Source organism: Streptomyces sp. NPDC102406, from assembly GCF_044765725.1.
GTDB lineage: Bacteria > Actinomycetota > Actinomycetes > Streptomycetales > Streptomycetaceae > Streptomyces.
In genome coordinates, this window is record NZ_JBIWKP010000001.1 from 919,741 (window position 1) to 937,720 (window position 17,980).

At 70.7% G+C, this 17,980-nt stretch carries 15 protein-coding genes and 2 tRNA genes; 12 read left to right on the plus strand and 5 right to left on the minus strand.

Features of this window, described 5'->3' with window-relative positions; all coding sequences use genetic code 11:
- Position 1 precedes the first annotated feature (1 nt).
- Positions 2-1,429 (minus strand): amino acid permease, encoded by a 1,428-nt coding sequence (locus ACIRF8_RS04290; protein ID WP_404210677.1) that lies wholly within the window; start codon positions 1,427-1,429, stop codon positions 2-4.
- A gap of 181 nt (positions 1,430-1,610) precedes the next feature.
- On the opposite strand from ACIRF8_RS04290, the gene ACIRF8_RS04295 reads away from it, so the two are divergent.
- Positions 1,611-2,096, plus strand: coding sequence for a ribose-5-phosphate isomerase (locus tag ACIRF8_RS04295; protein ID WP_404210679.1), 486 nt, complete (start codon positions 1,611-1,613; stop codon positions 2,094-2,096).
- A gap of 103 nt (positions 2,097-2,199) precedes the next feature.
- Positions 2,200-3,042 carry an Fpg/Nei family DNA glycosylase gene (locus ACIRF8_RS04300; protein ID WP_404210681.1) on the plus strand — a complete coding sequence of 281 codons (843 nt, stop codon included), beginning with the start codon at positions 2,200-2,202 and terminating at the stop codon, positions 3,040-3,042.
- On the opposite strand, the gene ACIRF8_RS04305 is transcribed toward ACIRF8_RS04300, so the two are convergent.
- Positions 3,039-4,268, minus strand: a complete 1,230-nt coding sequence (locus tag ACIRF8_RS04305; RefSeq protein WP_404210683.1) for a GNAT family N-acetyltransferase — start codon at positions 4,266-4,268, stop codon at positions 3,039-3,041. The two genes, ACIRF8_RS04300 and ACIRF8_RS04305, sit on opposite strands and share 4 nt — an antisense overlap.
- 141 nt (positions 4,269-4,409) lie before the next feature.
- Here ACIRF8_RS04305 and ACIRF8_RS04310 point away from each other — a divergent pair, with 141 nt between their 5' ends.
- Positions 4,410-5,579: a PP2C family protein-serine/threonine phosphatase gene (locus ACIRF8_RS04310; protein ID WP_404210685.1), complete on the plus strand. Its 1,170-nt coding sequence runs from the start codon at positions 4,410-4,412 to the stop codon at positions 5,577-5,579.
- Positions 5,580-5,729: 150 nt separating this feature from the next.
- Here the strand turns inward: ACIRF8_RS04310 and ACIRF8_RS04315 are convergent, their stop codons facing one another.
- Positions 5,730-6,902: a cation:proton antiporter gene (locus tag ACIRF8_RS04315; RefSeq protein ID WP_404210687.1), complete on the minus strand. Its 1,173-nt coding sequence runs from the start codon at positions 6,900-6,902 to the stop codon at positions 5,730-5,732.
- Between the two features lie 253 nt (positions 6,903-7,155).
- On the opposite strand from ACIRF8_RS04315, the gene ACIRF8_RS04320 reads away from it, so the two are divergent.
- From ACIRF8_RS04320 to ACIRF8_RS04330, 3 genes are read left to right on the plus strand one after another with little or no spacing between them, the layout of a single operon-like run.
- Positions 7,156-7,953, plus strand: coding sequence for an ABC transporter ATP-binding protein (locus ACIRF8_RS04320; RefSeq protein ID WP_404210689.1), 798 nt, complete (start codon positions 7,156-7,158; stop codon positions 7,951-7,953).
- A complete protein-coding gene (locus ACIRF8_RS04325; RefSeq protein WP_404210691.1) occupies positions 7,953-10,397 on the plus strand; it encodes an ABC transporter permease in 2,445 nt (814 codons plus the stop codon). The genes ACIRF8_RS04320 and ACIRF8_RS04325 overlap by 1 nt, the downstream gene beginning before the upstream one ends.
- 22 nt (positions 10,398-10,419) lie before the next feature.
- Positions 10,420-10,863, plus strand: a complete 444-nt coding sequence (locus ACIRF8_RS04330; RefSeq protein ID WP_404210693.1) for an HD domain-containing protein — start codon at positions 10,420-10,422, stop codon at positions 10,861-10,863.
- A gap of 6 nt (positions 10,864-10,869) precedes the next feature.
- Here the strand turns inward: ACIRF8_RS04330 and ACIRF8_RS04335 are convergent, their stop codons facing one another.
- A complete protein-coding gene (locus ACIRF8_RS04335) occupies positions 10,870-12,048 on the minus strand; it encodes an acyltransferase family protein (RefSeq protein ID WP_404210695.1) in 1,179 nt (392 codons plus the stop codon).
- A 650-nt stretch (positions 12,049-12,698) separates the two neighbouring features.
- Here ACIRF8_RS04335 and ACIRF8_RS04340 point away from each other — a divergent pair.
- On the plus strand, positions 12,699-12,893 hold the full coding sequence (locus ACIRF8_RS04340) for a hypothetical protein (RefSeq protein WP_207822950.1): 195 nt from the start codon (positions 12,699-12,701) through the stop codon (positions 12,891-12,893).
- 90 nt (positions 12,894-12,983) lie between these two features.
- On the opposite strand, the gene ACIRF8_RS04345 is transcribed toward ACIRF8_RS04340, so the two are convergent.
- Positions 12,984-13,054: transfer RNA gene (locus tag ACIRF8_RS04345), tRNA-Gly, on the minus strand.
- A gap of 187 nt (positions 13,055-13,241) precedes the next feature.
- Between ACIRF8_RS04345 and ACIRF8_RS04350 the strand changes: the two genes are divergently transcribed.
- The 5 genes from ACIRF8_RS04350 (at position 13,242) to clpX (ending at position 17,931) form a co-directional block, all read left to right on the plus strand.
- Positions 13,242-13,318 (plus strand) — tRNA-Pro (locus ACIRF8_RS04350).
- 174 nt (positions 13,319-13,492) lie between these two features.
- The gene (gene tig / locus ACIRF8_RS04355; protein WP_404210698.1) at positions 13,493-14,890 is read left to right on the plus strand and encodes a trigger factor; all 1,398 of its coding nucleotides are present in this window, start codon (positions 13,493-13,495) and stop codon (positions 14,888-14,890) included.
- Between the two features lie 263 nt (positions 14,891-15,153).
- Positions 15,154-15,759, plus strand: a complete 606-nt coding sequence (locus ACIRF8_RS04360; protein ID WP_404212273.1) for an ATP-dependent Clp protease proteolytic subunit — start codon at positions 15,154-15,156, stop codon at positions 15,757-15,759.
- 69 nt (positions 15,760-15,828) lie between these two features.
- A complete protein-coding gene (locus ACIRF8_RS04365) occupies positions 15,829-16,488 on the plus strand; it encodes an ATP-dependent Clp protease proteolytic subunit (protein WP_164303251.1) in 660 nt (219 codons plus the stop codon).
- Positions 16,489-16,644: 156 nt separating this feature from the next.
- The gene (clpX, locus tag ACIRF8_RS04370) at positions 16,645-17,931 is read left to right on the plus strand and encodes an ATP-dependent Clp protease ATP-binding subunit ClpX (RefSeq protein ID WP_404210700.1); all 1,287 of its coding nucleotides are present in this window, start codon (positions 16,645-16,647) and stop codon (positions 17,929-17,931) included.
- The last annotated feature ends 49 nt before the right edge of the window (positions 17,932-17,980 follow it).

Genomic DNA, 17,980 nt, shown 5'->3' on the forward strand with positions numbered 1-17,980 from the left:
CTCAGCGGGACCGCTGCACCCGCTCGCGCACGAACGAGAACCCGACCACGAACGCGGCCACCAGCAACGACAGCAGCACCTGCTCCCGCCCGGCGTCGTCCGTCAGCATGTACACGAGCACGAACGAGATCATCGCGATCGTCGCCCACGTCAGGTACGGGAACAGCCACATCTTCACGACGAGCTTCTCCGGCTGCTCGCGCAGGATGATGCCGCGCATCTTCAACTGCGTGAAGCAGATGACGAGCCACACGAACAGGGCGACGGCGCCGGAGGAGTTGAGCAGGAAGTCGAAGACGGTGTCCGGCCACTGGTAGTTGAACCAGACGGCGAGGAAGCCGAAGACGACCGAGCCGAGGATCGCGGTGCGCGGCACACCCCGCGACGTGGTCCGCGCGAACGCCTTCGGCGCGTCCCCGCGCTGCCCGAGCGAGAAGGCCATCCGGGAGGCGGTGTAGAGCCCGGAGTTCAGGCACGACAGGACGGCCGTCAGCACGATGACGTCCATGACCTGCCCGGCGTGCGGAATGCCGATCGAGTTGAGCGCGGCGACATAGCTGCCGTCCTTCACGATCGAGGCGTCGTTCCACGGCAGCAGGGTCAGCACGATGAAGATGGAGCCCAGGTAGAAGATGCCGATGCGCCAGATCACCGAGTTGGTGGCGCGGGTGACGGCCTTCTGCGGGTCCTCGGACTCACCGGCGGCGAGCGTGACGATCTCGCTGCCCATGAAGGAGAAGACGACCATCAGGACACCGGTGAGGATCGCGCCGGGACCCTCGGGGAAGAATCCGCCGGAATCCGTCAGATGCGCGAAGCCGCTGCCCGGGTTGTCCGACCCCGGCAGCAGCCCGAAGACGGCGAGCAGACCGACGATCACGAACGCGCCGATGGCGACGACCTTGATCCCCGCGAACCAGAACTCGAACTCGCCGTAGGAGCCGACGGCCGCCAGGTTCACGGCGGTCAGCACGACCATCACGATCAGCGCCCAGCCCCACTGCGGGACGCCCGGCACCCAGCCGTTGAGGATCTTGGCCCCGGCGGTCGCCTCCACGGCGAGCACCACGACCCAGAAGAACCAGTACAGCCAGCCGATGGAGAACCCGGCCCAGCGCCCGAGCGCCTGGTCGGCGTAGGCGGAGAAGGAGCCCGAGGTCGGCCGGGCGGCGGCCATCTCACCGAGCATGCGCATCACCATCACGACCATCGCGCCGACGAGCGCGTACGAGATCAGGATGGCCGGTCCTGCCGCCGCGATACCGGAGCCTGACCCGACGAACAGACCGGCACCGATGACACCGCCAATGGCGATCATGGAAAGATGGCGGTTCTTGAGACCGGCCTGAAGGCCGTCGCCACCGCCGCCGGGGCCCTGCGGGCCGCTGGGCGGAGTGTCTTCCGTCGCAAGGGATGACTGCGAAGTCATGAACGGATCCTTAGGTTCTCGGGGTACGAGCCCTGGCATTCAAAGCGCAGAAGGAGCCAGGACGGAAGACCTGAATCCGGATTGTTGTCTTCGTTACGTGGCTCTTACGTCCGGACGCCGGACGGACGGGGTGGTGCCCCGGTCGCGGCTACCCGGCGCCCGACGTGCCACACTCGGTTCCATGCGCGTGTACCTCGGCTCGGATCATGCCGGCTACGAACTCAAGAACCACCTGGTCGAATGGCTCACGGCCCACGGCCACGAGCCCGTCGACTGCGGACCCCACATCTACGACGCCCTGGACGACTACCCCCCCTTCTGCCTGCGCGCCGCGGAGAAGACGGCGGCGGACCCGGACTCCCTCGGCATCGTGATCGGCGGCTCCGGCAACGGTGAGCAGATCGCCGCGAACAAGGTCAAGGGCGTCCGTGCGGCGCTCGCCTGGAGCGAGCAGACCGCGGCGCTCGGCCGCGAGCACAACGACGCGAACGTGATCTCCATCGGCGGCCGGATGCACACGCAGGAGGAGGCGACCAAGTTCGTCGAGATCTTCCTGAGCACCCCGTACTCCGGGGAGGAGCGCCACCAGCGCCGCATCGACATGCTGGCGCGCTTCGAGGAGACCGGCGAGCTCCCCGAGATCCCGGCCCACCACCCGCAGCAGTAGACGCGTCCACCCCCTCCGGCGTTCGAGGAGCGGGGTCCGCGGGACGAGCCCCGTCTCCCTGACCCCGCCCCGCCGAACAGCGCCCGCCCCGAGAGGAAGTCCCGTGCCCGAGGGCCACACGATCCACCGCCTGGCCCAGGACCACGCCGAACGCTTCGCGGGCCGGACGGCGCGGGCCGACAGCCCGCAGGGCAAGTTCTCCGACGCCGCCGCACTCCTCACCGGCCAGGAACTGACCCGCGCCGAGGCCCACGGCAAACACCTCTTCCTCGGCTTCGGCGCCCCGCAGGACCCCGCCTGGGTCCACATCCACCTGGGCCTCTTCGGCAAGTACACCCTCGGCGAGGCCCCCGCCCCGCCGCCGACCGACACGGTCCGCCTGCGCCTGCTGAACGAGGCGTACTACTCGGACCTGCGCGGCCCCACGACCTGCGCCCTGATCACCGACGCGGAGAAGCGGGCGATACACGAGCGCCTGGGCCCGGACCCGCTGCGGCCCGGTGACGACCCGGCCAAGGCGTACGCGCGGATCTCCCGCAGCCGTACGTCGATCGCCGCGCTCCTGATGGACCAGAAGGTCATCGCGGGCGTCGGCAACGTCTACCGGGCCGAGGTCCTCTTCCGCCACGGCATCGACCCGTACACCCCCGGCAAGGACGTCACGCGGGACCAACTCGCGGCTATCTGGGACGACTTGGTGGCGCTGATGCGCGAGGGCGTCCGTCTCAACCGCATCGACACGGTCCGCCCCGAGCACACCCCCGAGGCGATGAACCGCCCGCCGCGCGTCGACGACCACGGCGGCGAGGTCTACGTCTACCGGCGCGCCGCCCAGCTCTGCCACCTGTGCGGGACGCCCGTGCGCACGGCGGAGCTGGCGGCCCGCAACCTCTTCTGGTGCCCGACGTGCCAGCCCCCGGCACGTACGCGGGCAGACAGGCCCTAGAAGCCGTGCTGGAGCCAGGGGGCGACCGGTGAGCCGAACGCCACCGTCGCCTCCGCGAGCGCGCCCTGCCGCAGCTCCCGCACCCGCCCCGCGCCCGCCAGCTCGGCGAGCGACACGTCACCGAGGTACGCGGCCCCCAACTCCCGCACCGACAGGGCGAGATCGGGCCGCTCCCGGGTGCGCTCGCAGGTGGCGCCCTTCGCGTCGCCCGACAGCCGCCACCGCCCCGCGTTCCACGGGCAGAAGGCGTCCTCCACCTCCAGCACGACATCCAGGGGAGTGAGATACGTACGCGCTTCGAGGGCGGCGCCGACCTCCACCAGACGTACGTGCAGGGAGTCCCGCACCCGGACCTGGCACCGCCGGATGTCGGAGACGAGAGAGAGCAGCGGATCGTCCACAGGACGGTTGCGCGCCTCCACCGTCGACGTCAGATCGATGTCGCACAGGAACCGCCACAGCGCCGCGTACGCCGCCGGGTCGAGCGCGGTGACCTCCCGCGCCAGGACGCGGCCGTCCGGCACCGCCCCCTCCGACTCCGGCTTGTTGTGGAACCGGGCGAAGCCGACCGTCTCCCCGTCCCGCTCCGCGACGACACACTGCAACGGCGACGCCCCGCCCCGCCCCTGCGGCGGGTCCAGCAGCGGCAGCCGCTCCCAGCCAGGGGAGCGCGCGAGCATCCCGGGCCGCGTGCCGACCGTGCGCAGATACACGGCCTCGCACCGGTCGGCCGCCTCGCCGGGGTCGGCGAACCGCAGCCGTACGTCGTCAGTGCCGTCCGGAGCGTCGATCCGCACCCGCGAGGAGTCGATGACCAGCCGCGACTGCCGGCTGCCGACGCCGTACCCGAACCGGCCGTAGATCGCCGGCTCGGACGCCGTCAGTACCGCCAGCGGCTCGCCCCAGGCCCGTACGTCATCGAGCTGACGGCGCATCATCGCCGTGAGGATGCCCCGCCTGCGGTGCGTCGCGGCGACGCTCACCATCGTCACGCCCGCGGCGGCCACGAACGCGCCGCCCGGCACCGAGACCCGGAACGGGAAGGCGCCCGCCGTCCCCACGCACTCCGCGCCGTCCCACACCCCCACCGAGCGGTCGAGATCCGTCAGGTCCTCCCACAGCCGCCGCTCCTGCGGTGACTCGGGCACCCCGCCGAAGGCCAGCTCCAGGCGCCCGTACCAGTGCTCCCACTCGTCCTGGCGCAACACGCGTACGTCGGTCGTCATAGCCCATCCCTACCAGGGCAACCGGGACATGGGCGAGCCAATTCACCGACCGGCGCACCCGGTCCGGATCATGCCCGGAAAGGGGGACAAGTGGGACCACCCGTGCACAGATCCTGGCCCGATGGATAAGGTCCACGAGCGATGGCGGTACGACGAGAGCGCCGGGCGCGCGAACAGCGCGCGGCGGCGGAGACGTTCACGGCCCGGATGAGAAAGCGTGCGCACCGGGTCCGCACCGCCGTGCGCAAATCCGGGGTCGACTACTTCCGAGGCGACGGCTCGGACTGGATCGCCCTCGTCGGACTCCTCCTCACGGTCCCGCTGATCACCTGCTTCACCATCCTCGATCCCGTCTGGTGCACGCCCACCGTCCTCGTCCTGCCGATCGTCGCGGGCGGCCTGGTGCTGCGCCCGGCCAGCCTCCTCGGCCTGTACGCGGCCGCCGCCGCGGCGCTGATCGTGGAGTCCGTCCAGCTCGGCCCCTACTCCCAGCGCGCGGCGGGCGTCACGCCCGGCACCGTCCTCACGGTCGCGGCGTGCGGCTTCTTCGGCCTGCTCGTGGCGCAGTTCCGCAGCCGGGTCGGGGTGCCCTGGCGGCGCGGCGGCACGATGCTCTTCGACCTGCGCGAGCGGATCCGTACCCAGAGCCGGCTCCCGCAACTGCCGCCGGGCTGGCACCGCGAGATGGCGCTGCGTCCGGCGGGCGGCCAGTCGTTCTCCGGGGACTTCGTGGTCGCGGCCCGCACCAACAACGGCCGCACCCTGGAGGTCGTCCTCACCGACGTGTCCGGCAAGGGCATGGACGCGGCCTCGCGGGCGCTGCTCCTGGCGGGCGCCTTCAGCGGCCTCCTCGGCTCCCTGCCGCCGCACGCGTTCCTCCCCGCCGCCAACGGCTACCTGCTCCGCCAGGACTGGGACGAGGGCTTCGCGACCTCGATCCATCTCGTCCTCGACCTGGAGTCCGGGGACTACGAGCTGTACTCGGCGGGGCATCCGCCGGGCATGCAGCTCAGCGCGGGCACCGGCCGCTGGGAGGAGAAGGCCGCCGAGGGCCCCCTCCTCGGTGTCTACGACGGCGCCGAGTTCGACGCGACGAAGGGCACGCTGCGCCCCGGCGACGTCCTGATGCTCTTCACCGACGGCCTGGTGGAGACCTCCGACCGGGACATCGCCGAGGGCATAGACCGCCTCACCGGCGAGGCCGACCGCTATGTCCCCGGCGGTTTCCGCGGCGCGGCCTGGCACCTCATCGAGGCGGTGGCCAAGGACGTCAACGACGACCGGGCGCTGCTGCTGATCTGCCGGGACTAGGGCCCGGGACCTTTCTGCGACGGCTCCGGTGCCCGCGCACCCTCCGAGATGGCGCACGAAATGCGCATCTCAGGGGCGCGGGGAACCGCGCGACCAGCCACGACGGCGCCACGCCCGGCGAGGGGACCGCACCCCGCACGGCGAAAACCGTCACACCCCGGCCCCCACCCGCTCCGGCCCCTTCAAGGCGCGGCCGGGCAGAACACGGCTCAGCCAAGCGGAGCGCCCCGCCGCGAGCGGTCCGAGAACGGCCAGCACCAGCACGTACCCCGCGATGAACGGCGACAGCCGCTCGTCGAGACCCGCCCCCGCGGCCATCGTGGCCAGGATCAGCGCGAACTCGCCCCGGGCCAGCAGCGTCGTGGAGATGTTGGCGGCGGGCCCGGGCCCGAAGCCGTACACCCGGGCCGCACCGAGCCCCGCCAGCACGTTCATCACCAGCGTCACCGCGACGGCGGCCAGTACGGGCCACAGGACACTCGGCAGGTCCCCCGGGTCGATGGAGAGCCCGAACGCGAAGAAGAAGATGGCGCCGAAGGCGTCCCGCAGGGGATGCACGAGCTTGAGGATGCGCTCACCGGACGCGGTGGACCCGAGCATCAGACCGACCATGAACGCGCCGATCGCGTCGGCGACCCCGAACCACTCCGAGACGCCCGCCACGAGGACGGCCGCGCCGAGGAAGGAGATGACGAGGAGTTCGTCGTCCCGTGTGTGGAAGAGGGTGCCGATGATCCGCGTACCGAACCGCGCGGCCAGCGCGAGCAGCAGCAGGAACCCGAAGGCCTTGCCGCCGTCGAGCACCCCGGCGGCGAGGGAGTCGGCGCCGGACAGGATGGGTTGCAGCGCGGCCAGGTACAGGGCCAGGAAGACGTCCTCGACCACGATGATGCCGAGGATCGGTTTCGTCTCGGGGTTGCCGAGCCGTCCGGTGTCGACGAGGACCTTGGTGACGATGGCGGACGAGGAGATGCCGAGCACCCCGGCGAGGACCAGAGCCTCGGAGGTGCCCCAGCCGAGGGCGAATCCGAAACCGAGGCCGGCGCCGACGTTCAGCGCGAGGTAGGTCGCTCCGGCCGCGGCCATCCTGCGACCGCCCGCCCTGAGGTCGTCGAGGTGGAACTCGAGGCCGAGGTAGAAGAGCAGCAGCACCAGGCCGAGCGCGGAGAGCATCTCCAGCTCGTGCGGGTCGTCGACGAGCACGACGCCCGGGGTGTGCGGGCCGAGCAGGATCCCGGCCAGGATGAACAGGGGAATGGTGGGGAGTCCGATGCGCCCGCCGAGCCGGGCGAGGACGGCGGCGGCGAGGAAGGCGCCCCCCATGGCGATCAAGGTGTCTGCGTGTCCGATGGGCCCGTTCCTCCTTGGTGCGGGACAACCCCGGTGGTAAAGGGGGCGTCAAGAAAGCGTCAATAGTTAGTTTACCAAAGGAGTGGGGGAGGGGGCCGGGAGTGCCGGGTGGGGGTTATCCCCACCCCCGATCCGCCAGCCGCCCTCATGGCTGCGACCAGCCCCTTGTCCGTACGTTCGAGACATCGACACCGCCAGGTGACCGACGACGTACGAAAGGGCGACCATGGGTCTGCGCAAGAAGCGGCATGACGAGGCGGAGACGCTCCGCACGGGGGACCGGGCCGTCGAGCTGCGCGGAGTACGGCGCAGCTACGGCCGGGGCAACTCCACCGTGCACGCGCTGCGCGGCATCGACCTCACCCTGCGCAGCGGCACGTTCACCGCCGTGATGGGCCCCTCCGGCTCCGGCAAGTCCACGTTCCTCCAGTGCGCGGCCGGCCTCGACCGCCCCACCGACGGCACGGTCGCCCTCGGCGGCACCACCCTCACCGGCATGAGCGAGAACAAGCTCACCGCCTTGCGCCGCACCCGCCTCGGCTTCGTCTTCCAGGCCTTCAACCTGCTGCCCTCGCTCACCGTCGAGCAGAACGTGCTGCTTCCGATGCGCCTCGCAGGACGGCGCCCCGACCGGCGCCGGGCCGCCGACGTCCTCGCCCGGGTCGGCCTCGCCGACAAGGGGCGGCGCCGCCCCGGCGAACTCTCCGGCGGCCAGCAACAGCGTGTCGCCATCGCCCGCGCCCTCGTCACCGACCCTGACGTGATCTTCGCCGACGAGCCGACCGGCGCCCTGGACACCACCACCGCGGCCGAGATCCTGGGCCTGCTGCGCTCCGCCGTCGACCGGCTGGGCGCCACCGTCGTCATGGTCACGCACGACCCCGCGGCCGCCGCCCACGCCGACCAGGTCCTGTTCCTCGCGGACGGCGCGCTCGTCGACCACCTGGAGGGCGCGGGCGCCGATCGCATCGCCGCCCGCATGCGCACCCTGACCGCGCCCGCACCGGTGAGGGTGGCCGCCTGATGTTCCGCCCCAACGGCCTCGCCCGCTCCGCGCTCCGCTTCAGGCCCGCGGCCTTCGCCGGCACGTTCGTCGCCCTGATGATGTCCGCCCTGATCGTCGCGGCCTGCGGCATCCTCCTGGAGACGGGCCTGCGCGCCTCGGTCCCGGCCGAGCGGTACGCGGGCGCCCCCGTCGTCGTCGCCGCCGACCAGCGCGCGCACTACGTCACCGGTTCCGGCGAGGATCGCGAGGACGCCGCGGTCCCGCTCCCCGACCACGCCCGCGTCCCCGACTCCCTCGTCGCGAAGGCCGCTTCGGCCCCCGGGGCGCGTACCGCGATCGCCGACGTCACCTTCCCCGTCCAGCACGAGGGCGCCGCCGTCAGCGCCCACAACTGGGGCTCCACCGCCTTCACCGGCGAGCGGCTGACAGCGGGCCGCGCCCCGGCCGCCGGCGAGGTCGTCCTGGCCGGCGCCCGGGTCGGCGACCACGTCCGCCTCACCACGCCGCGGGGCCCGCACACGTACCGCGTCTCGGGCACCACCCGGGCCCCCGGCGTCTGGCTCGCCGACGCCGAGGCCGTCGGCGCCTCCGGACACCCCGGCCGCGTCGACGCGATCGCCGTGCTCCCCGAGGACGGCGTCACCGCGGACACCCTCACCTCACAAGTACGGCACGCCCTGGCGGGCACGCCCGCGGTCCAGGTGCACACCGGCGACGACCGCGCCGCAGCCGAGAGCGGCGCCCTCGCCTACGCCAAGGAGACCCTGATCGCCCTCGGCGGCTCCTTCGGCGGCATCGCCACCGCGGTCGCCGTGTTCACCGCGGCCGGCGCGGTCGCCCTCTCCGTCGGCCAACGCGCCCGCGAATACGCCCTGTTGCGCGCCATCGGCACCACCCCGCGCCAGATCCGCCGCACCATCGCCACCGAGACGCTCCTGGTCGCCCCGCTCGCCGGCGCCCTCGGCTGCCTGCCCGGCATCGCGCTCGCCCGCTGGTGGTTCGGCCGGCTCCAGGACAAGGGCGCGGTCCCCGACGCCGTCCAGCTCTCCGTCTCCTACGTCCCGCTGCTCACCGCCGTCGGCACGGCCGTCCTCACCGGGCTCCTCGCCGGATACCTGGCGGCCCGCCGCCCCTCCCGCATCAAACCGGGCCAGGCCCTCGCCGAGGCGTCCGTCGAACGGCTGCGCCCCGGCTGGATCCGCACCCCGCTCGGGATCGCGGCAGCGGTGGGCGGCATCGTCCTCGCGGCCCTCGCCGCCTCCCTCAGCGGTGACGACGCGGCCAACGTGGCGCTCGGCATCGTCATGTGCTTCATGCTCGCCGTCGCGCTGCTCGGCCCGCTCGTGGCCCGGCTGTGCGCCGCCCTCCTCGGCCTCCCGCTGCGCGGCGCGGGCGCCTCCGCCTCGCTGGCCGCCGCCAACTCGCGGTCCAACGCCCGCCGACTGGCCTCCGCGATCACCCCGATCGTCCTCGCCATGGCCTTCTCCTCGGTGCTGGTCTTCATGCACACGAGCGAGGACCACGTCGCCGCCGACCAGCAAGAAGCGGGCATCACGGCCGACCACATCGTCACGGCCGACGCGGGCCTGGCCCCCGGCTCGGCCGCCCGGGCGGCGAAGGCCCCCGGCGTCTCGGCCTCCGTGGGCCTCCTGAAGACCTCGGTCCTCGTCCCCGCGGGCTCCGCCGGCGACCACTGGCTGGAATCGGCGTCCACGCAGGCCGTCACCGGCACGGCGAAGGACCTCGCCCGGGTCCAGGACCTCGACGTCACCCGGGGCGCGATCGACCTCACCGACCCGGACACGATCGCCATGGACGCCTCGCTCGCCCGCTCCGGACACCTGCGCATCGGCGACCGCGTCCCCCTGCGCCTGCCCGACGGCACGAAGGCGTCCCCGACCCTCTCCGCCACCTACGAGCGCGGCCTCGGACTCTCCCAAGTCACCCTGCCCCGCGCGGCCTTGACCGGGCACGTCACGAACCCCTACGACACCGAACTCTGGACGAAGGGCGGCACGGCCCGCTCCCTCGCCGCGTTCGGCACCCCCCTCGCGCGCGCCGACTACACCACCACCCCATCCATGGAACGCGAACTGAACGCCTGGGCCAACACCACCATGGCCGCGGTCCTCGGCGGCTTCGCGGCCGTCGCCGCCGTCAACACCCTGGTCATGACCGTCCTGGACCGCCGCCGCGAACTCGGCACCCTTCGCCTGCTCGGCACCACCCGCCGCCAGGTGCTCCGCATGATCCGCTGGGAGGCGCTGCTGGTCGCGGGCGCCGGCATCGTCCTCGGCACGGCCATCGCCCTCGCGACGCTGATCCCGATGATGAACGGCCTCACCGGCCGGAACCCGTACGTCCCCCCGCTCCTCTACGGCTCCTTCGCGGGCGCGGCGCTGCTCCTCGGCCTGACGGCGACGGCCCTGCCCGCCCGGCTGGCGATGCGACGGACCCCGTAGGACACGCGTCTACAGTCACCCCATGATGACGCTGGAGGAGATCGAGGATTTGGCCCGCCGCGCCCACGCCGGGCAGCAGGACAAGGCGGGCCGGCCCTACGCGGAGCACCTCGCCGCCGTGGCCGCCGGTGTCCGGGCGCGGGGCGGCACGGACGAGCAGGTCGCGGCGGCCTGGCTGCACGACGCCATCGAGGACGACGCCCTCAGCGCCGACCGGCTGGCCTCGGCCGCGCTCCCGGAGGCGACCAAGGCCATCGTCCGCGCGATGACGAAACGTCCGGGCGAGTCCCCGCAGGCGTACGCGGAGCGCATCCTGTCCACGCCCGGCGCCCGCCTGGTCAAGGAAGCCGACCTGGCCCACAACGCGGACCCGGCCCGCCTCGCCGTCCTCGACGAGGCGACCCGGGCCCGCCTCACCCGGAAGTACGCGACGATGCGCGCGCTCCTCGGGCTGCCGGGCCAGTGAAGTACGTCAGCCCTCGTTCCGCGCGCGGGCCAGCCGGGCGGCGTCCTTCTTGAAGGCCCACTCCATCGTCGGCTCCATGGCGAACCGGAAGACCCGCCGCACGGGCGGTGTGCACAGCAGGGTGACGACCCCTGCGGCGACGACCGTGACGACGACCTCGCCGTACGGCTCGTGCACCCAGTCCGCGTCGAACCAGCCCCAGAACCGGGACCCCTTCGCCAGGAACCCGTGCAGCAGGTACCCGTACAGCGTCCCGGCGCCGAGCACGGTGAACCAGGTCCTGCGCCCCGGCACCCACGCGAAGAAGCAGGCGGTGAGCGCCAGGGAGCAGCCGAGCAGGGCGAGCGTCATGACGACCCCGGCCCACCAGGGCGCGCCCAGCTCCTGCGCGCTGTCGCGGTGGTAGAACCACGCCGACGTCATCCGCGGAGCGGCCCAGTACGCCAGCACCAGCGCGCAGGCCACGATCGGCACGGACAGGATCCGCACCTCGCGCCGCCGTACGAGCTGGAAGTGCTCGGGCTTCAGGAACAGGCCGAGTACGAAGAACGGCAGGAACTGGAGCACGCGCTGAAGGTCCAGGTCGTCACCGATGTCGGGTGAGACCGACGCGAGCACGGCGATGACCAGTGCGACCGGGACGGGCCAGCGGAGCACCTTCCACAGCGGAGTGGTGAGCCGCCACACGAACAGCGCGACCAGGAACCAGGTCAGGAACCACGGGTCGAGCAGGCTGAACGGGTAATCGGGGTCGTCGCCCGCGGTCCGCTTGAAGAGCGTGTACGCGGTCTCGAAGAGGATGTAGGGCACGGCGACGCCGGTGATCAGGCGCCTGAGCCGGTCCGGCCGCATGTCGAAACCGCGGGAGAAGTAGCCGGAGACGATGATGAACGCCGGCATGTGGAACGTGTAGACGAACATGTACAGCGCTTCGGCGGTACGGCTGTCGTCCGTCAGGGGTTCCCAGCAGTGGCCCATCGCGACGAGGACGATGGCCAGGTACTTGGCGTTGTCGAAGAACGCGTCCCGCTTCTTCGGCCCGGCGGCGCCGGGCGGAGCGGGGGCCCGCGCCGGAGCGGGCGGCGCGGCGGTGGGGGACGGGGCGGCGACGTCGCGGACCGACGCGACGGAGGCCGCGGGGAGCGGGGTGCGACGCGCGTCGTGCGGGTACAGGGGGTGGGTCACGGACCCTCCCGCACTGCGTCGGCGGCGATCAAGGCAGTGGGGAACATCTGAGGCACCCTAGTGGCGCCCGAACGCTTTCGTAAAACTCTCGACACGCGCCCTCCTTATCGCCCCCCGCCTACCCCGGATTCGCGGGAGTTCTCATCACGTCGTACGACATCAAAGAATTGCCGATCTGTCCGTTATCACACCGCTAATCCACCTTAAGCGACGCATAACACCCTCGGGCGACACTGACTGATTGTCCGTTTGATCAGCAATCGTCACGTCGGAATGTGAGCCCGACAACAGGGCGGATATTCAGCCGCTTAACTTCTTTGAATTTCCTGTGTGCGCGCCGCGGGGAAATACCGGAAAACCGGTGGTGACATGCGAAAGACGTGCGTGCGGCAGGTGTGGGCCGCATGTGCGCCGATGGAAACGATCAAGCCGAATCCGGAGCCCGCGCCCGCCCGCCGACGACCCCGCCGACGTGCGACGATCATGCGCCCCGAGGGCGTCGGGGCCCCGCGCCCCCACGCGCGCGTGGCCGACGATGCGTCACCGGCCGCATACGGAGGCCCCGTTGGTGGCACGATGGTCCTGGCGGGGGGTGTGCGGGGCTGGGCCCCCCGGGCCGGGAGAGCGGACCGACCTAGGGTGTGATCAGTGTGGCCATTTCGCTATCAGTGGTGCTGTTGTTGGCGATCGTCCTCGTGGTGCTGATGCGAGGCGGCTCGATCAAGGCGGGACCCGCCGTGGTGGCGGTGCTCTTCGGCTTCTTCCTGGCCTCGACCGGAATGGCCCCCGCGATCAACAACTTCCTCAACTCCGTCGCGGACAGCATCAGCGCGATCAAGTTCTGAGCACCACCCGCGAGCGGGCCACAGGCCGGGGGAGCGAAAAAGCCCCCGGCCCGGTCCCGCATGGGAACCGGCCCGGAGGCCCTCGTACAGAGCGGGCGACGGGAATCGAACCCGCGTAGCTAGTTTGGAAGACTAGGGCTCTACCATTGAGCTACGCCCGCACAGCTCGCGCCACAGGTCGCTGACCGCGGCACGAAAGGCATCGTAGCGGGTCCCCGGCCCCGCACGCACACCCCGGCGCCGGCGTCCGCGCCGGGCTCGCGACGCGCCCCGCCCTGTGCCCCGGCACGCCCCCCGTAATGCGGCAGCCGCGCCGCCTGGGGGCATGTACCCTACGTGTCGCACCGACGGGGTGTGGCGCAGCTTGGTAGCGCGTCCGCTTTGGGAGCGGAAGGCCGTGGGTTCAAATCCCGCCACCCCGACCAGCGTTGCCGCGGCGACACGACGACCGCGGATCTTCCACGGGCGTCCTCGCCGGACAGAACCACAAGATCGCGTTGTGGGTGTGCTCCGGCGTGCCGTTACTATGCAAGCTGCATGCCCGTGTGTCTCTCAAGCCGGGCACGATCCCTAAAGTCAGCCCCCAAGGAGACCGAACCGTGAAGAGCGCCGTCGAGACCCTGAACCCGACCCGGGTTCGGCTCAGCATTGAGGTGCCCTTCGAGGAGCTCAAGGACAGCCTCGACGCGGCGTACAAGAAGATCAACCAGCAGGTCACGGTGAAGGGCTTCCGCAAGGGCAAGATCCCCGCCCGCATCATCGACCAGCGGTTCGGCCGCGGTGCGGTCCTGGAGGAGGCGGTCAACGACGCCCTCCCGAAGTTCTACACCGACGCGGTCAACGAGGCGGAGCTCAATGTCCTGGGCCAGCCCGAGGTCGACATCACGGAGCTGAAGGACGGCGAGACGCTGAACTTCACCGCCGAGGTCGACGTCCGCCCGACCATCGAGATCCCGGACTACTCCGGCATCGAGGTCGAGGTCGACGCCGTCGAGGTCACCGACGAGGACGTCGAGAAGTCCGTGGAGCAGCTCCGTGAGCGCTTCGCCTCGACCTCCCCGGTCGAGCGCGCCGCCGAGGACGGCGACGTCGTGACGATCGACCTGGAGGCCAAGGTCGAGGGCGAGGTCCTGGAGGACGGCGTCGCGTCCGGCGTCTCCTACACCATCGGTTCCGGCGAGCTCCTCGACGGCATCGACGACGCCGTCAAGGGCCTGGAGGCCGGGGCCGAGGCCACGTTCACCTCCGAGCTCAAGGGCGGCTCCGCCGAGGGCAAGGAGGCCGAGGTCACCGTCAAGGTCACCCAGGTCGCCGCCCGTGAACTCCCGGCCCTGGACGACGAGTTCGCCCAGCTCGCCTCCGAGTTCGACACCCTCGACGAGCTCAAGGCCGACAGCCGCAAGCGCCTCGAGAACATGAAGCAGTACGACCAGGCCACGCAGGCCCAGGAGCGCGTCCTGGAGAAGCTGCTCGAGCTGGTCGAGGTCCCCGTTCCCGAGAAGCTGCTCGAGGACGAGGTCCAGACCCGCAAGCACAACCTGGAGCACCACCAGCTCGGCCAGATGGGCCTCGACCTCGCCAAGTACCTGGAGATCCAGGGCAAGACGGCCGAGGAGTTCGACGCCGAGACCCGCGAGCAGGCGGTCAAGGGCATCAAGACGCAGTTCGTCCTCGACGAGCTCGTCAACAAGGAGAAGCTGAACGTGAACCAGGAGGAGCTCACCGAGCACCTCATGCGCCGCGCCGCTTCCTCCAACATGTCCCCGGACCAGTTCGCCCAGGCCGTCGTCGAAGGCGGCCAGGTCCCGATGCTGGTCGGCGAGGTCGCTCGCGGCAAGGCCCTTGCCGTGGTCGTCGAGGCCGCCACCGTCAAGGACACCAACGGCGAGGTCGTCGACCTGTCGGACGACGAGGAGGAGGCCGCCGAGGCCGCCGCCGAGACGTCCACGGAGGACTCCGCGGAGACCTCCGGTGACGAGGAGAAGACCGAGGCCTAGAGCCTCACCGCAGTCGCACACGACAGGCCCTCGGGACGCGCTCCCGGGGGCCTGTCGTGCCCTGGTGCGCAGGGGCCCCGACAGGCGCCAACCTGCGCTCACAGCGAACAGTTCCTTCTGCGGGATTCCCCGGAGGGGGCCGCGCGTTAGGGTCCATGAATACGAGGGCAGGGGAGTCCCCGAGCGAGGGCCCCGGCCTCAGTAAGAGACGCGAGACGGCACGAGGCCGTCAGAGACGAGCAGGTGGATACGTGACGAATCTGATGCCTTCCGCCGCCGGCGAGCCGTCCATCGGTGGTGGCCTCGGCGACCATGTCTACAACCGACTGCTCGGCGAGCGGATCATCTTCCTCGGCCAGCAGGTCGACGACGACATCGCCAACAAGATCACCGCGCAGATGCTGCTCCTTGCCGCCGACCCGGACAAGGACATCTACCTCTACATCAACAGCCCCGGTGGCTCGGTGACGGCCGGCATGGCGATCTACGACACCATGCAGTACATCCCGAACGACGTCATCACCATCGGCATGGGCATGGCCGCCTCGATGGGCCAGTTCCTGCTCACCGGCGGCTCCGCGGGCAAGCGCTTCGCGCTGCCGCACACCGACATCCTGATGCACCAGGGCTCCGCGGGCATCGGCGGTACGGCCTCGGACGTGAAGATCCAGGCCGAGTACCTGCTGCGGACGAAGCAGCGCATGGCCGAGATCACGGCCCGGCACTCCGGCCAGTCCGTCGAGCGGATCATCCGCGACGGTGACCGCGACCGCTGGTTCACCACGGAGGAGGCCAAGGAGTACGGCCTCATCGACGAGATCATCTCTGCCGCTACGGGTGTTCCGGGCGGCGGCGGCACCGGCGCCTGATCGGCTCGCACCGATCGCGCACCGGCCCCAAGCCCTCTGCCTCCCTCACCAGGACGGAACACCGCCATCATGAACAACATCCCCGGCAGCGGCCTGTACACCGGCCCGCAGGTCGACAACCGCTACGTGATCCCGCGCTTCGTCGAGCGCACCTCGCAGGGCGTGCGCGAGTACGACCCGTACGCGAAGCTCTTCGAGGAGCGCGTGATCTTCCTCGGCGTCCAGATCGACGACGCCTCAGCCAACGACGTCATGGCGCAGCTCCTGTGCCTGGAGTCGATGGACCCCGACCGTGACATCTCCATCTACATCAACAGCCCCGGTGGCTCGTTCACGGCCCTCACGGCCATCTACGACACGATGCAGTTCGTGAAGCCGGACATCCAGACGGTCTGCATGGGCCAGGCCGCCTCGGCCGCCGCCGTCCTGCTCGCCGCCGGAACCCCGGGCAAGCGCATGGCACTGCCCAACGCCCGTGTGCTGATCCACCAGCCCTCCGGTGGTACAGGCCGTGAGCAGCTCTCCGACCTGGAGATCGCGGCCAACGAGATCCTCCGCATGCGGACGCAGCTCGAGGAGATGCTGGCCAAGCACTCGACGACCCCGCTGGAGAAGATCAGCGAGGACATCGAGCGTGACAAGATCCTCACGGCCGAGGACGCGCTCGCGTACGGCCTGGTCGACCAGATCATCTCGACGCGCAAGATGAACAACGAGGCAATCGCCTGACAAGGCGTTGTATCGTCTGCCACTCCCCGGCACGGTTCACGTAAGAAGTGAACCGTGCCAAGGGGGGCCCGAACGGGGGGCCCGGCAAGGTACCGTCGGATACAGGCACCAGGAGCCGCTGAACGTGGCGTCTCCCAGGCGAAGGGGAAGTACCTCGTGGCACGCATCGGTGACGGCGGCGATCTGCTCAAGTGCTCGTTCTGCGGAAAGAGTCAGAAGCAGGTCAAGAAGCTCATCGCAGGTCCCGGTGTGTACATCTGCGACGAGTGCATTGATCTCTGCAACGAGATCATCGAGGAAGAGCTCGCGGAGACGAGCGAAGTGCGCTGGGAGGAACTCCCCAAGCCGCGGGAGATCTACGAGTTCCTCGAGGGCTACGTCGTAGGCCAGGAGGCCGCCAAGAAGGCGCTCTCCGTGGCGGTGTACAACCACTACAAGCGCGTCCAGGCCGGGGAGAACGGCGGGGGCGCGGGCCGCGACGACGCGATCGAACTCGCGAAGTCCAACATCCTGCTCCTCGGCCCGACCGGCTCGGGCAAGACCCTTCTCGCCCAGACGCTCGCCCGCATGCTGAACGTGCCGTTCGCCATCGCCGACGCGACGGCGCTCACGGAGGCCGGGTACGTCGGCGAGGACGTCGAGAACATCCTGCTGAAGCTCATCCAGGCCGCCGACTACGACGTCAAGAAGGCCGAGACGGGCATCATCTACATCGACGAGATCGACAAGGTGGCCCGCAAGTCGGAGAACCCGTCGATCACGCGTGACGTGTCCGGCGAGGGCGTCCAGCAGGCCCTGCTCAAGATCCTCGAAGGCACCACGGCCTCGGTCCCGCCGCAGGGCGGCCGCAAGCACCCGCACCAGGAGTTCATCCAGATCGACACGACGAACGTGCTGTTCATCGTGGGCGGCGCCTTCGCCGGTCTGGAGAAGATCATCGAGTCGCGGGCCGGCGCCAAGGGCATCGGCTTCGGCGCGACGATCCACTCCAAGCGCGAGCTGGAGGAGAAGGACCAGTTCCAGGAGGTCATGCCGGAGGACCTGGTGAAGTTCGGGATGATCCCCGAGTTCATCGGCCGCCTCCCCGTGATCACCAGCGTGCACAACCTCGACCGCGAGGCGCTGCTCCAGATCCTCATCGAGCCGCGCAACGCGCTGGTCAAGCAGTACCAGCGCCTCTTCGAACTCGACGGCGTGGAGCTGGACTTCGAGCGCGAGGCGCTGGAGGCCATCGCCGACCAGGCCATCCTGCGCCGCACCGGCGCGCGCGGTCTGCGCGCCATCATGGAGGAGGTCCTCCAGTCGGTGATGTACGAGGTCCCGTCCCGCAAGGACGTGGCCCGCGTGGTCATCACGGCGGAGGCCGTCCACTCGAACGTGAACCCGACGCTGATCCCGCGCGACTCCCGGGGCCCGGGCGCGGGGGAGCAGAAGTCGGCGTAGTCGCTTCACGGTCGGCACGGCCGACGCGTCGAAGGGGCCCCGGTCGGAC